Annotated in this window: 18 protein-coding genes; 9 read left to right on the top strand and 9 right to left on the bottom strand. The window is 69.2% G+C overall.

Features of this window, described 5'->3' with window-relative positions:
* Nucleotides 1-148: 148 nt before the first annotated feature.
* Complete coding sequence (locus CVV72_RS24920; RefSeq protein ID WP_034304513.1) at nucleotides 149-448, top strand: DUF3017 domain-containing protein; 300 nt, start codon at nucleotides 149-151, stop codon at nucleotides 446-448.
* Between the two features lie 65 nt (nucleotides 449-513).
* Here the strand turns inward: CVV72_RS24920 and CVV72_RS24915 are convergent, their stop codons facing one another.
* Both CVV72_RS24915 and CVV72_RS24910 read right to left on the bottom strand, forming a co-directional pair.
* Nucleotides 514-1,686: an MFS transporter gene (locus CVV72_RS24915; protein ID WP_219146044.1), complete on the bottom strand. Its 1,173-nt coding sequence runs from the start codon at nucleotides 1,684-1,686 to the stop codon at nucleotides 514-516.
* Between the two features lie 185 nt (nucleotides 1,687-1,871).
* Entirely contained in the window at nucleotides 1,872-2,186 is a 315-nt protein-coding gene (locus CVV72_RS24910; protein ID WP_034304518.1) for a helix-turn-helix transcriptional regulator, read from the bottom strand.
* Nucleotides 2,187-2,363: 177 nt separating this feature from the next.
* On the opposite strand from CVV72_RS24910, the gene CVV72_RS24905 reads away from it, so the two are divergent.
* Nucleotides 2,364-3,533 (top strand): MFS transporter, encoded by a 1,170-nt coding sequence (locus CVV72_RS24905; protein ID WP_219146043.1) that lies wholly within the window; start codon nucleotides 2,364-2,366, stop codon nucleotides 3,531-3,533.
* Between the two features lie 3 nt (nucleotides 3,534-3,536).
* On the opposite strand, the gene CVV72_RS24900 is transcribed toward CVV72_RS24905, so the two are convergent.
* Nucleotides 3,537-3,725: a DUF1918 domain-containing protein gene (locus CVV72_RS24900; protein WP_219146042.1), complete on the bottom strand. Its 189-nt coding sequence runs from the start codon at nucleotides 3,723-3,725 to the stop codon at nucleotides 3,537-3,539.
* A 104-nt stretch (nucleotides 3,726-3,829) separates the two neighbouring features.
* Here CVV72_RS24900 and CVV72_RS24895 point away from each other — a divergent pair, with 104 nt between their 5' ends.
* Genes CVV72_RS24895 through CVV72_RS24880 form a run of 4 tightly spaced genes read left to right on the top strand, consistent with a single transcriptional unit; the run spans nucleotide 3,830 to nucleotide 6,164 of the window.
* On the top strand, nucleotides 3,830-4,348 hold the full coding sequence (locus CVV72_RS24895; RefSeq protein WP_370641815.1) for a TrmH family RNA methyltransferase: 519 nt from the start codon (nucleotides 3,830-3,832) through the stop codon (nucleotides 4,346-4,348).
* Nucleotides 4,349-4,370: 22 nt separating this feature from the next.
* Nucleotides 4,371-5,015 (top strand): spermidine synthase, encoded by a 645-nt coding sequence (locus CVV72_RS24890; protein WP_219146041.1) that lies wholly within the window; start codon nucleotides 4,371-4,373, stop codon nucleotides 5,013-5,015.
* Nucleotides 5,016-5,023: 8 nt separating this feature from the next.
* The gene (locus CVV72_RS24885; RefSeq protein ID WP_255632248.1) at nucleotides 5,024-5,578 is read left to right on the top strand and encodes a hypothetical protein; all 555 of its coding nucleotides are present in this window, start codon (nucleotides 5,024-5,026) and stop codon (nucleotides 5,576-5,578) included.
* Between the two features lie 7 nt (nucleotides 5,579-5,585).
* Nucleotides 5,586-6,164, top strand: a complete 579-nt coding sequence (locus CVV72_RS24880) for a GNAT family N-acetyltransferase (protein WP_219146039.1) — start codon at nucleotides 5,586-5,588, stop codon at nucleotides 6,162-6,164.
* Here the strand turns inward: CVV72_RS24880 and CVV72_RS24875 are convergent, their stop codons facing one another.
* Together CVV72_RS24875 and CVV72_RS24870 are read right to left on the bottom strand one after the other, a co-directional pair.
* Nucleotides 6,165-6,752, bottom strand: a complete 588-nt coding sequence (locus tag CVV72_RS24875; RefSeq protein ID WP_219146038.1) for an HhH-GPD-type base excision DNA repair protein — start codon at nucleotides 6,750-6,752, stop codon at nucleotides 6,165-6,167. It lies immediately after the preceding gene.
* Between the two features lie 38 nt (nucleotides 6,753-6,790).
* Nucleotides 6,791-7,669 carry a LysR family transcriptional regulator ArgP gene (locus CVV72_RS24870; RefSeq protein WP_219146037.1) on the bottom strand — a complete coding sequence of 293 codons (879 nt, stop codon included), beginning with the start codon at nucleotides 7,667-7,669 and terminating at the stop codon, nucleotides 6,791-6,793.
* A 66-nt stretch (nucleotides 7,670-7,735) separates the two neighbouring features.
* Here CVV72_RS24870 and CVV72_RS24865 point away from each other — a divergent pair, with 66 nt between their 5' ends.
* Nucleotides 7,736-8,350 (top strand): LysE/ArgO family amino acid transporter, encoded by a 615-nt coding sequence (locus tag CVV72_RS24865; RefSeq protein ID WP_219146036.1) that lies wholly within the window; start codon nucleotides 7,736-7,738, stop codon nucleotides 8,348-8,350.
* Here the strand turns inward: CVV72_RS24865 and CVV72_RS24860 are convergent, their stop codons facing one another.
* Together CVV72_RS24860 and CVV72_RS24855 are read right to left on the bottom strand one after the other, a co-directional pair.
* Nucleotides 8,351-9,175, bottom strand: coding sequence for an aldo/keto reductase (locus CVV72_RS24860; protein ID WP_219146035.1), 825 nt, complete (start codon nucleotides 9,173-9,175; stop codon nucleotides 8,351-8,353).
* Nucleotides 9,176-9,180: 5 nt separating this feature from the next.
* The gene (locus tag CVV72_RS24855) at nucleotides 9,181-10,020 is read right to left on the bottom strand and encodes an NAD-dependent epimerase/dehydratase family protein (protein WP_219146034.1); all 840 of its coding nucleotides are present in this window, start codon (nucleotides 10,018-10,020) and stop codon (nucleotides 9,181-9,183) included.
* A gap of 115 nt (nucleotides 10,021-10,135) precedes the next feature.
* Between CVV72_RS24855 and CVV72_RS24850 the strand changes: the two genes are divergently transcribed.
* Nucleotides 10,136-10,570 carry an Lrp/AsnC family transcriptional regulator gene (locus CVV72_RS24850; RefSeq protein ID WP_255632247.1) on the top strand — a complete coding sequence of 145 codons (435 nt, stop codon included), beginning with the start codon at nucleotides 10,136-10,138 and terminating at the stop codon, nucleotides 10,568-10,570.
* A 108-nt stretch (nucleotides 10,571-10,678) separates the two neighbouring features.
* Nucleotides 10,679-11,533: an alpha/beta fold hydrolase gene (locus tag CVV72_RS24845; protein ID WP_219146033.1), complete on the top strand. Its 855-nt coding sequence runs from the start codon at nucleotides 10,679-10,681 to the stop codon at nucleotides 11,531-11,533.
* 3 nt (nucleotides 11,534-11,536) lie between these two features.
* Here the strand turns inward: CVV72_RS24845 and CVV72_RS24840 are convergent, their stop codons facing one another.
* Both CVV72_RS24840 and CVV72_RS24835 read right to left on the bottom strand, forming a co-directional pair.
* A complete protein-coding gene (locus CVV72_RS24840) occupies nucleotides 11,537-12,532 on the bottom strand; it encodes a DUF2203 family protein (protein WP_219146032.1) in 996 nt (331 codons plus the stop codon).
* Between the two features lie 21 nt (nucleotides 12,533-12,553).
* Nucleotides 12,554-13,147: a hypothetical protein gene (locus CVV72_RS24835; protein WP_219146031.1), complete on the bottom strand. Its 594-nt coding sequence runs from the start codon at nucleotides 13,145-13,147 to the stop codon at nucleotides 12,554-12,556.
* Between the last annotated feature and the right edge of the window lie 15 nt (nucleotides 13,148-13,162).

The following is a 13,162-nucleotide window of genomic DNA, read 5'->3' as shown; positions in this document are numbered from 1 at the left end:
ACCGTATCCGCGCTCGTGTGCACCCCGCATGTGGGTTTTGCCGCTATTGACAGCCCCCGAAGACGCCCTGACCTGGTCCCGGGTCACTCACCCGGGATACTGGCGGAGTGAATCGAATCGCCCACGCGACACTGAAGGACGAGGACTGATGGCGGTGGCCGGACAACGGCGTGACCGTGGGGCACTGCTCCATCACCTGCCGTTCCTGCTGGTGATGCTGGTGGTGGCGGTCGCCGCCCTGCGGATCGGCCAGTACCACTGGCGGCAGGGGGCCGCGCTGATCGGTGGCGCGTTGCTGCTCGCCGGCCTGCTCCGGGCGGTACTGCCCGAGGCGAAGGCCGGGCTGCTGGCGATCCGGGGCAAACCGGTCGACGTCCTGACCTACGGCGCGCTGTCTGTCTTGATCCTCTTCATCGCCTTCACGATCACCGGCGGACCTCTGTCCTGATGCGCGTGAAGGCCCCCTTCCCTCGACTGAGCCGAGGGAAGGGGGCCTTCACGCGCGTTGAGAGGTCAGGAAGCCATGGCGGGCGCTAGCCGGGCTTCGCGGCGATCCAGGCCGCCGGACACCACGGCCAGCGAGAGTCCCAGCACGGCCAGTGACGCGCCGACCCAGTTGGGCGCGACCAGGCCGAGGCCGCCCGCGATCACCAGGCCGCCGAGGTAGGCGCCGATGGAGTTCGCGATGTTGAACGCCGACTGCACGGCGGCGGAGACCAGCGACGGCGTCCCGCCCGCCTTCTCCATGATCCTGGCCTGCATCATCGGGCCGATCATGAAGCCGGCGAGGCCGACGAAGAAGATCGTCACCGCCGCGCCGACCTTGCCGTTGGCGGTGAAGGTGAAGATCGCCAGCACGGACGCGAGCCCGATCAGCGAGACGTAGAGGCTCGGCATCAGCGCCTTGTCGGCGAGCCTGCCGCCGAGGTAGTTGCCGATCGTCATGCCGACCCCGGCCAGGGAGAGCAGCAGCGTGACGTCGGACGGCGAGTAGCCGGTGACGTCGGTCAGCATCGGCGCGATGTAGGACAGGCAGGCGAACACGCCGCCGAGGCCGAAGGTGACGATCGCGAGCGCGAGCCACACCTGCGGGCGGCGGAAGGCGCCGAGTTCGCCGCGCAGCGACGGTTCGACCGGTTTGCCCTGGTGGGGGACCAGTTTCGCGATCGCGGCCATGGCGAGCAGGCCGATCACGGCGACGACGCCGAAGGTCGCGCGCCAGCCGACCTTCTGGCCGAGCAGCGTGCCCAGCGGCACGCCGACGACGTTGGCCAGGGTCAGGCCCATGAACATCATCGAGACGGCCTTCGCGCGTTCGCCCGGTTTGGCCAGGCTGGACGCGACGACGGCGCCGGCGCCGAAGAACGCGCCGTGCGGCAGGCCGGCGAGGAAGCGGAAGGCGACGCCGAACTCCTGGTTCGGCGAAAGCGCGAAGAGGGCGTTGCCCAGCGTGAACAGCCCCATCATCGCCAGCAGCATCGTCTTGCGCGGCAGGCGGACGGCGGCGGCGGTGAGCAGCGGGGCGCCGACCACGACGCCCAGGGCGTAGCCGGAGATGAGGTAACCGGCGGACGGGATCGACACGCCGAAGTCCGCGGCGGCTTCGGGCAGCACGCCCATCATGACGAATTCGGTGGTCCCGATGCCGAAGGCACCGATGGCGAGCGCGAGCAGCGCGACGGGCACGGCTCTCCTTCCGGGGGTCGTACGGGAAGTAAACGATTACTCGCCCAGCGTCGCGGATGGGGAGCTGAATCGATTTAGGTCTCGGACACAAAAGAAGACAGCGCGGGCGGCCTCGCTGTCCTGCGTCCAGTTCAACCGATCGAGGGGGTCTTTGTCATCCCGGTTTCGGGTGAGGCTGCCCACCCTCAGCGGCGGGCGGCGAGCACTCCCTGGAGAAGGCCGGGGAAGAGTTCGTCGAGATCCTTGCGGCGCAAGGAGTTGTAGCGGGCAGTGCCCTGCTGGCGGCCCATGATGATGCCCGCTTCGCGCAGCGTGCGCAGGTGATGGGTGAGTGTGGACTTGGTCACGGCGACGTCGAATCCGCTGCACGAGATCTCGGTGCCGGGCTCGGCCAGCTGGCGGACCATGTCGAGCCGGACCGGGTCCGCGAGCGCGGCGAGGACCGCCTCGATCCGGATCTCGTCCTGATCGGGATAGACGTACTGCTGCGTCGCGGCCATCCGTCCATAGTACGACGCCCCTCGAACTTCCGGCGAGTTCGTAGTACGGTCTCCATCGAACTACGACAACCATCGAACAACGACCCCCATGTCGCCTTTAGCGGGCTGAACGCGATCCGGCGCCGACCTGCGTTTAGCGGGCTAAATGCGATCTGTGGGATCTGGAGCTGGGGAGTCATGACCTTCGCACCACCCAGGACCGCGGTGCTGGCGCTCGGCACTTTCGCGGTCGGCACCAGCGGCTACGTCGTCGCCGGGCTGCTGCCCGCGCTGACCGGCGAGCTCGCGGTCTCCGAGACGGCCGCCGCCCAGCTGGTCACCGCCTTCGCCATCGCGTACGCGGTCGGTTCACCGCTGTTCGCCGCCGTCACCGGCCGCTGGGAGCGGCGCACGCTCCTGGTCGCCGCCCTCGTCGTCACCGCCATCGGCAACGCTCTCGCCGCCCTCGCGCCCGGCTACGTGACCCTGCTCCTCGCCCGGGTCGTCACCGCGATCGGAGCGGCGGTCTTCACCCCGGCCGCGAGCGCCGTCGCCGCCGAACTCACCTCGCCGGAACGCCGCGGTCGCGCGGTCGCGCTCGTCTTCGGCGGGCTCACCGTCGCGACGATCCTGGGCGTCCCGCTGGGCAGCGTCCTGTCGCAGAGCGTCGGCTACCAGGCCGTCTTCGCGCTCGTCGCCGCCTTCTCACTCCTCGGTGCCTTCGCGGTTCGGATGGTCCTGCCCGCCGTCCCGGCTCCGCCTCCGGTCCGGCTGGCCGAACGGTTCACCGTCGCCAAGGATCCGCGCGTACTCGCCATGCTCGGCGCGACCGTGCTCGGCTGCCTCGCCGCGTTCTCCGTCTACACCTTCATCTCGCCGGTCCTGTCCGCCACCGCGGGCGTCCACGGCACGACGGTCAGCCTGCTGCTGTTCGTCTACGGCGCCGGCGGCGCGCTCGGCAACGTCCTCGGCGGCCGCGCGGCCGACCGCTGGGGCGCCAGGGGACCGCTGCTGGTCGTGTTCGGCGGGATCACCGTGGTGCTCGCGCTGCTGCCGCTGGTGGCGACCACCGTCGCGGGCGCGGCCGTCGTCCTCTTCCTGTGGGGCCTGGCCACCTGGTCGGTCAACCCGCCGATCCAGCACCGGCTGATCGAGCTGTCCAAGCAGAACGCCGGGCTCGTCCTCTCGCTCAACGCGTCCGCGATCTATCTCGGCGTCGGCCTCTCCGGCCTGGTCGGGGGAGCGGTGCTGACCGGTGGCGGGCCGCTCCTGCTGCCCGAAGTCGCGGCGGTGCTAACCGCGCTCGGCGCGGCCGTGGTCGTGGCGGGCTGGCGGAACCGCGTGCAGCGGCCCGCGTTGGCCGAATGACGGCTATTCGGCGCGAGACTGGACTTCGCAGTCTGGGCCGGGGAACACCAGCCCTTCGTGTCCGTCCGCGAACCGGACGAGATACGGCGGGGCACCGTGTTCGCCGCGTACCTCGAGGATCTCACCGTGCTGCCCGGCCGACCCGACCGTGCGCCCGTGCACGTGGATCTCGTCTCCGACGGTCGCCTGCATGAGAAATCACCTCCGACGCTTCAAGGTTAGGAGCGTCGGGGGTCTTCTCGCTACAGTGTCCTCATGATCCTCGAAATCCTTGGAGGCGCGACGCCTCACGTCCGGTGAGCCCGTCGATCCGGGTCCGCACGCCCTCGGAGCTGCGTGCGGCCAGAAGAAGGAAAGCCCACTCCTGTTGGGGGCATCTCGTCGCCGCGCCGCTGTGGCCCTTGCACGGAGCGAATCTCGGCACCCTTCTGCGAACCTGTGACGCGGTGGGCGCCTGCCTTGCCGTGCCGCGGTTTCCGTGGGTGCCCGAGACGCTGCGCCGGGGGAACACGTTGCGCCGTCCGGCTTGTGTGCACTGGGTGCATGATCCACCGGACTGGTTGAAGCGGGAAAAGGCGGCGGGCACGGCGATCGTCGGCGTCGAACTCGCCGACGAGGCCGTGCGTCTCGCCGACCTTCCTGCCGCACGAGGGCGGACGATCGCCGTACTCGGCCATGAGCAGCAGGGAATTCCGCCGGATGCGCTCGACCTTCTCGACACCGTCGTCGAAATCCCCATGGTGGGCACCGGCGCGAGTCTCAACGTCGCCGTCGCCGGCAGCCTCGTCCTGTACAAAATGGCGGGACTGCTGTGACCGTCGCCGATAAGCTGCCCGGATGACCGACGTACTCGACAAAGTCGCCGGGAAGAGCGGCGAATTGGTGCTCCGCCGGGCAGGGGACGACTTCGAGGTCATCGCCAACGGCGTCTTCCTGATGGACACCCGGAACGGTGAATCCGAACGGTTGCTCGTGTCGGTGGCGGCGGATCTGGTGCCGGGCAAGGCGCGGATGCTGATCGGCGGTCTCGGCGTCGGCTATTCGCTGCGCGCCGCGCTGGACCATCCCGGCGTCGGCGAGGTCGTGGTCGTCGAGCGCGAGCCCGCCGTGATCGGCTGGAACCGCGAGGGTCCGCTCAAGGACGTCCACGACGACGCCCTGTCCGACGACCGGGTCACCGTCATCGAGGCCGATCTGGTGAAGTGGCTGCGCCGGACGGACGAACGGTTCGACGCGCTGTGCCTCGACATCGACAACGGTCCTGAGTGGACGGTCACCGACGGCAACTCGAAGCTCTACCGCGACGAAGGGCTCGACATGCTCGCCGAACGGCTGCGGCCCGGCGGCGTGCTCGGGGTGTGGAGCGCCGAGTCGGTGCCGTCGTTCAGGAAGCGGTTGCGGGCGCGGTTCGGTGAGGTGCGGGAGCTGAAGATCCCGGTGCCGCAAGGGGAACCGGACGTGCTGTGGTTCGCCCGGGTGTAGCCGACGCCGTGCGGGTCAACGCCCGCTGGTGCGACATGGTGTGCCGGACGGGCACCTTCACCGCCCGTGTCTGGAAATCGGCCCGCCGGACACCGCCGCTGTACCCCGACGCGATGACCCTGGCGCCGGACGCGACGGCCGACGAAGTCCTGGACGGGATCGACACCTCGCCGGGCTGCGCGGTGAAGGACAGCTTCGCCTGCCTGGATCTCACGCCGTCGGGTTTCGAGGTGCTCTTCGAAGCCACCTGGATCACCCGTACGGCCCGGATGCCGCTCGAACCGGGCTGGTCCCGGGTCGCCGACCCCTTCGGCGACCCGTCCGTCGCCGTGTGGTCGAGCGGTGCCGCCGGAGTGACGGCCAACCGGGACGGCGGCTTCGCCGGACTGTCCAATTTGTACACTCAAGGCGACTTGGACGACGCCTGGCGGGGCGCGACCTCGGCCGTCGCGGCGAGCTTCCCCAGCTTGCCGATCACCGGCTACGAACGCGGCGAGGATCTCGACGCCGCCCTCCGCAACGGCTACACGGCGCTGGGCCCGCTGCGGGTCTGGCTGAAATGATCGCCGCATGGAGATCACGACCTGGCACCTCGAACAGACCTCACCGGACGAGCTGAGCGCGGCGAAACCGCCGTCCGTCCCGGTGACGGTCACCCGCGCCGAACTGGTCAGCCCGGAACTGAACCGCTACCTCTACACCGCCGTCGGCGGCGACTGGTTCTGGATCGACCGGCTCGGCTGGACGTGGGCGCAGTGGGTCGAGTGGCTGGACAGGCCGGGCGTCGAGACCTGGGTGGCGTACGCACAGGGAACGCCGTGCGGCTACTTCGAACTCGATGGCACTGTCGACGGCGGTCTTGATGGCACAGTGGAACTCGCGTACTTCGGCCTGATGTCGTCCTTCGTCGGCAAAGGCGTCGGCGGGCACCTGCTGACCGTGGCGCTGCGGGAGGCGTGGGCGCTCGCGGAGCGCTGGCCGGGCAAGACGCCGACGCGCCGCGTCACGGTCCACACCTGCACCACGGACGGCCCGGCCGCGCTCAAGAACTACCAGGCCCGCGGGTTCCGGCTGTTCCGCACTGAGGTCGAGCAGGCCGAACTGCCCGCCGAGACGCCGGGGCCGTGGCCGGGAGCCGGGAAGAACTAGCTACTTCGCAGGCGCCTTGGCCGCGGCCTTCGCTGCCTTCTTGAACGCGCGTACCTCGCCGAGGGTCTTCTCGTTGGTGACGTCGGCGATCGAGCGCCGCGAGCCGCGGTCGCCGTACGCGCCCGCGGCCGCGCGCCAGCCCTTGGGCTGCACGCCGAGCTGCTTGCCGAGCAGGGCGAGGAAGATCGCGGCCTTCTGGTCGCCGTAGCCGGGCAGCGCCTTGAGGCGTTTGAGGACTTCGGGGCCGTCCGGCTTGGGGCGCCCGGAGGTCCAGATCCGGGAGGCGTCTCCCTCGTAGACCTCGACGACGTGCTGCGCGAGATCCTTCACCCGGCGGGCCATCGAGGCGCCGTAGCGGTGGATCGCGGGCGGGATCACGCACAGCTCGACGAAGGCTTCGGTGTCCATCGCGTGGATCTTCCCGATGTCGAACCCGTCCATCCGGTCCGCGATCTTCTGCGGGCCGCGGAACGCGTGTTCCATCGGGAACTGCTGGTCGAGGAGCATCCCGACGAGCAGCGCGAACGGGTCTTCAGTGAGCAGCCGGTCCGCTTCCTCGTCCCCGACCAGGTGCAATGCGCGCGTCATGCGCCCAGGATCTCACGACCGGGCCGTTCCGCGCGTCTTCATCCTTGTGGGTCGACCAGCAGGTCCGCGGCCGCCGTGGTGATGGCGGCCGACACCGCCGCCAGCGCGGGGGAGTCGAGTTTCCACTGCTGCCAGAACAGCGGTACGTCGATCGGGTGATCGGGGTCGAGACAGACGAAGCTGCCGTCGCGCAGCCGGTCGCCGATCTGCGCGAGTGGCACCATGCCCCAGCCCATCCCGGCCGCGACGGCGTCGAAGAACCCTTCGGACGACGGGACGTAGTGCCGCAGCCGGCCCGCGATCGTGCCGCGCTCGCGGGCGAAGCGGTCTTGCAGGTCGTCGCGGCGGTCGAAGACGACGACGGGTGCTTCGGCGAGGTCGAGGTCCGTGCCGAGTGCCGGGCTCACGACGGCCAGGTAGCGCATGTGCCCGAGCCGGTGCACCGAACAGCCCGCGACCGGATCGGGTGACGACGTCACGGCGGCCATCACCAGGCCCTCCCGCAGCAGGGTCGTGGTGTGGTCCTGGTCCTCGCGATGCAGTTCGAAACAGATCTTGTGCTCGGGCGGCACCCTCGTGAGGGCGGGCAGGAACCAGGTCGCCAGCGAATCGGCGTTCACCGCGATCGTCAGCCGGACCGGCTCGTCGCCGGTGGTCAGGCCGAGTTCGGCCCGGGTGTCGGCCTCCAGCAGCGCCATCTGACGGCCGAACCGCACCACCGCCTGCCCGGATTCGGTCAGCCGCACCGGTTTCGTGCGGATCAGCAGGACCCGGCCGGTGCGCTGTTCGAGTGCCTTGACGCGCTGGCTGATCGCCGACGGGGTCACGTGCAGTGCCGATGCCGCCGCGTCGAACGTGCCTTCGTCGGCGACCACCAGCAGCGTCCGGACCAGGTCGAGGGGCAGATCTGTCATCACGAACGCTAATCTTACGTAAGAATCTTTAGCTGTACTGTTGACGAGCGGCTTCCTAGTGTTGGTCGTATGGGAGACGTTCTGTTCAGCGCGGTCGCCGGGTTCGGCGCCACCATGGCCCTCATCGTCGCGATCGGCGCGCAGAACGCCTTCGTGCTGCGCCAGGGCATCCGGCGCGAAGCCGTGCTCGTCGTGGTGCTGATCTGCATCTTCTCCGACGCCATCCTGGTCAGCCTCGGCGTCGGCGGGGTCGGCGCGCTGGTGGGGACGTCGCCCGAAGCGCTGACCATCGTCGCGCTGGTCGGCGGCGCTTTCTTGCTCTGCTATGGCGCCCTCGCGGCCCGTCGCGCGTTCAAGCCCTCCGCCCTGGAGACCAGCGGCCCGGAGACCGGCGGATCTTTGCGCCGCATCGTGCTGACCACGCTGGCGATCACCTGGCTGAATCCGCACGTCTATCTCGACACCCTCCTTCTGCTCGGCGCCATCGCGGCCGGACACGGCAGCGACCGGTGGGCGTTCGGCGTGGGTGCCGTGTCGGCCAGCGTGATCTGGTTCCTCGCACTCGGTTTCGGCGCGCGGCTGCTCAGCGGGTTCTTCCGCAAGCCGTCGTCGTGGCGGGTGCTGGACGGGCTGGTCGCCGCGACGATGATCGGCCTGGGTGTGGCGCTGGTGGCCGGGGCCTGATCACGGCAAGCGAGCCAGCGTTTCGGCGGTGAGCACCAGGTCGGCCGCGGCCGCCGAATCGCGGATGGTCGCGGGCCTCGTCGAACCGGGGATCGCGATCATCGACGGCGATTTCGCGAGCAGCCAGGCCAGGCACACCCGTTGCGGGCTGACCCCGAGTTCTTCGGCCACGGCAAGGAATTCCCCGTCGATACCGCGAAGGGGGCCCCACGGCAGGTACGCGAGCCCGAGTTCGGTGCACAGGGCCAGTTCCGGTTCGTGCGCGAGTTGCGCGGGCGCGTGCTCGTTCTGCACCGAAACCAGGGTCTCGCCGAGGATGTCCCGCGCTTCGAGGATCTGCGCGCGGGAGACGTTGGAGATCCCGGCGAGGCGGATCTTGCCTTCGTCTGCCAGTTCCTTGATCGCACCGACGGACTCCGCCCATGGAACGTTCTCGTCGGGCTTGTGCAGCTGGTAAAGCCCGATGGCGTCCACGCCGAGTCGTTTCAGCGAGCCCTCGCAGGCGTTCCTGAGGTGAGCGGGAGTCCCGGTGACGGTCCACGAACCGTCACCGGGACGGCCGCGACCGCCCTTGGTCGCGACGAGCACCGCGTCCGCTCCACTGTGGACGGACAGTGCTCCGGCGATCAGCTCCTCGTTGTGCCCGATTTCGCCGGCATGCCAATGGTAGGAATCGGCCGTGTCGATCAGCGTGACACCGGCGTCGAGCGCGGCGTGGATCGTGGCGATCGCGCGGTCGCGATCCGGGCGGCCCTCGATCGACAGCGGCATCGCGCCCAGCCCGATCGCGCTCACTTCGACGTCGCCGATGCTGCGGTAACGCATGGGGGTCAAGCCTTTCTGGTGTCTTCGATGGCTTCGCCGAGCCAATCGGTGGTCGAGGAGAAGGAGAAGCCGAGGCCGGTCGCGCGAGAGGTGTCCAGAACGGCGTAGCGGTCGAAGGAGAACGGCGAGGCGTCCCGCTCGACGACCCGGAACCGTGGCTTCGCGCTGATGGCGGCGGCGAGTTCGAGCACCGACAGTTCGCCGTGCGAACCCGCGTTGACCGGGCCGGTGAAGTCCGCGAGCGTGGCCCAGCTCAGGAAGTCCGCGATCTCCCCCGTGTGGATGAACGTCGACGGCCGCGGTTCCGCGTGGATGTCCACGGCCTCCCCCGCGTCCAGTCGTTCGACGTAATGACGCAGCCGCCCGGTGAAATCCCCGCCACCGAGGACGTGCGCGACGCGCACCGAAGCGAACGGCGTGTCTCCCGCCGCGAAGACCGTCTCGGCCTGGCGCTTGCCTTCGCCGTAGTCGTACGAAGGTGCCCCGAGATCGACCGGCACGGCGGAGACCAGCGATTCGGCCATCGGCATCTCCGCCCGCACCTGGTCGTAGACCTCGATCGTGGACGTCATGACGTAGCGCTCCGTGTGGAGCACCCGGCGTGCGATCTCCGCCTGGACCGGCGTGTAGCAGACCTGGTCGAGAACGACGTCGAAGGAACGGGATCCCAGCGCGGACTTCAGCCCGGCCTCGTCGTCGCGGTCGGCGATCAGGTGGGCGACGCCACCTGGAGCAGGCGCGGATCCGCGGTTGAGGACGGTGACGTCCGCGCCGGCGTCACGCAGCCGCTCGACCACCCCACGGCCGAAGTACCGGCTTCCGCCGAGAACGAGCACTTTCTTCATGTCCACCAGTGTTACGGTGGCGATCCGGGTGGTTAAAGGGGAGAACATGGGTGAAATGGCGGAATCACTGAAAGAACCTCGGTCTAATCGCGGTCTCACCGAAAGTTCACTGGACGTGATCGACCGGCGACTTCTCGAACTCCTTCAGGAGGAAGGCCGGATCACCCTGAGCGAGCTCGGGCGACGTGTTTCGCTGAGCCCCGCCGCTGTCGGCGAGCGCGTCAAACGGCTCGAAGCCGACGGCACGATCACCGGCTACGCGGCGCTCGTTTCGCCCACCGGGATCGGCCTGGGGCTGCGGGCGTTCGTGCGGATGGCGCCGCACAGCGGATTCACCGTCCGGCACCCGCGGACGCGGACGATCATGGACCGGCCGGAGATCCTCGAACTCCATCACGTGGTGGGCGAGGATTGCTGGATCCTGAAGATCGCCGTGCGCGACACCGGCCATCTGGAAGAGCTGCTGGAGGACCTTTCCGTGCTGGGCGCCACGACGACGTCGATCGTCATGTCCAGCCCGATCGAGCGGCGAGTGCTGTTGCCCTTGTGATCCATCACAAGAACCGGCTGGCAAGTCTGGTCTCTCTCCTGGTTCTGGTCGTCGATTTGTGACGCATGATGACTCGCATCACATACTGACGAGTAACCGGAGGCGGGTATGCGGGCTCGGATCTTCACCGCGCTGGTCGCGGCCTTGACGTTCACGATCGCCGTCCCGGCGTCGTCGAACGCGGCGCCGTCCAGCGGCTGGAACGACTGGTCGTGCCGGCCGAGTGCGAGCCATCCCGAGCCCGTGGTGCTGGTGCACGGCCTCGGCGGCAACGCGACGACCAACTGGTTCCACCACGCGCCGAAGCTCAAGGACGCCGGTTACTGCGTCTATTCGCTGACCTATGGCGCCACCGTCCTGGGCGGACAGTTGTTCGGCGGGCTTGCTTCCATGCGGAAGAGCGCCGTCGAACTCGGCGCGTTCGTCGACCGCGTGCGGGCGAGCACCGGCGCGGACAAGGTCGACATCGTCGGGCATTCCGAGGGCACGACGATGCCCGCGTACTACCTCAAATTCGAAGGAGGTGCGAAGAAGGTGAAGCATTTCGTCGGCTTCGGCTCGAACTTCAAAGGCACGTCGCTCAACGGCCTTTCCGAGCTGGCCAAGGCCGTGCTGTCGTTGCCGGGGATCGATCTCCTCGCCGACGGAGTCTGCGGGGCCTGCCGCGAATACCTGGCGCCGTCCGAGTTCCTCGACGACCTCGCCCGCGACGGCGTGACCGTGCCGGGGCCGACCTACACGAGCATCGTGAGCCGCCACGATCGAGTGGTCACGCCCTACACCAGCGGAGTTCTGGACGAGCCGGGCGCGACCGACATCGTGCTGCAGGACCGTTGCGGCGCCGACGTTTCCGGGCACTTGAGCCAGGCGATCGACCCGAACGTGACGAGCCTGATCCTCAAGGCACTCGACCCGGAGAACGCGCCGGCGCCGAAATGCGTGCCGTTCTTCGCGCCGCTGTAGGCGTCAGGGCCTGGTCGCGTGCACCACGAACACCGACCGGACCCGATCCTCGGTCTCGACGTCGAGACGTTTCACGGTCACCTCGGTGAAGCCGGCGTCGGAGGCCAGTTCCGCCGCGTCGTCCTCGGTTTCCGGCAGTTTCAGGTCGGCGGGGACGATGGCGGCGAACGCCTCCGAAGGCCGGAACGTCGACGCGAGCGGCAGGCTGAAGCCCACCCTGCCGCCCGGGCGCAGCGCCCGCAGCCAGTCGCGGAGCGCGGCCGAGCCGAGGAAGTGCAGCGAAGACGCGCACAGCACTGCGTCCGCGCCCTCGTCCTCCACCGGCGACGGAACCGCGGAAGCGACCTGCCAGGTGATGCGTTTCCCGGGATCGTGCGTCGCCGCCTTCGCCTCGGCCTGGGCGATCATGCCCGGCGAGATGTCGATCGCGAGCACTTCGCCCGGCTCCAGGCGCAGCGCGGCGAACGCGGCCACACCGGTCCCCGTCGCGACGTCGAGAACGCGCTCGGGTGCCGTGCAGCCGAGGCCGTCGACGAGCGCGTCGGCGACCAAGCCGTGAAAGGGGTCTTCGTCGTAGCGGGCGGCGATGCCGTCGAACAACCCGGCCGCGATCTCCTCGGTCACGACCGCGACCTTATCCGGGAGACGGCGGCGTCCGGCGAAACCGAGGTCGGTGCGGTGATACCAGGACAGTTCCGCATCACCTTCGAGCCAGCAGAGCAGGACGTCGGCGCCGTCGATTTCGGCGGGGAAGTCGATCAGGAGCGGGGCGAAACCCTTCAGCTCGGCACCCGTCCGCTGGACGGTGGTCATCAGGTCGTCCAGCCGGGCCTGCGCGGCCTTCCACTCCGGCATCCCGCCGAGCGAGGTCTCGCGGCCGCCAGGGCGCAGGGAAGCGGCGAGTTCGGCCGCGTCGGCGCGGAGCCGGACCAGTTCGTCGAGCACGGGGCGTAGCCGGGCGAGCTCGGCGCGGGCTTCGGGAACGGTGAACAAACCCATGCGCCGATGGTCCCAGCACGCTCAACGGCGCCGCCGGGCGAGTCTCGACGCGAGGCCCGCGCCGATCAGGAGGAAGCCCGTCGCGAGCAGGCCGCCGATGAACAACCAGCTTGTGACGCCGTACGTGACGTCGTTCTGTGGCAGGTACTTCACCAGCCGGAAGCCCCATTCCGGGACCGCGATCGTGGCCACCCCGGGGGCGACGCCCCAGACGAGGCCGCCGAGGATCGGGCCGGTCGCCGAGAGCGCGCCGAGCAGCCCGACCGACAGCAGCAGGATCCCGCCGCCCACGAGGAGGCCGATGCTGAGGACGTCACGCTGGGTGCTGAGCGTCGCTTGGACGAGCATCTGCTGCCGCAGGCCGCCCCAGGCCAGCAGGCCGAGGGCGACCGGCGTCAGGATCAGGCCACCCGCTCCGCTGAGTACGCGACGCACGCCTCGGCCCGCGCGCGGGTCTTCGGGCACCAGGTCGTCGTCGAAGGGCTCGTACGGTTCATACGACTCGACGTCCTCGTACGGTCTTCGCGGGTCTCGCGGTTTTTCGGGTTGCTCGTACTCGCCGTACTCCTGGTAGTCCTCGTCGTCGTACTCCGCGACGTACCGGTGCGATGACATGGGCGGGTCACCTCC

It is taken from the genome of Amycolatopsis sp. TNS106 (assembly GCF_019330265.1).
Taxonomy (GTDB): Bacteria; Actinomycetota; Actinomycetes; order Mycobacteriales; family Pseudonocardiaceae; genus Amycolatopsis; species Amycolatopsis lurida.
Note: the sequence above shows the minus strand (reverse complement) of the source record. Positions and strands in the feature narration are given on the sequence as shown.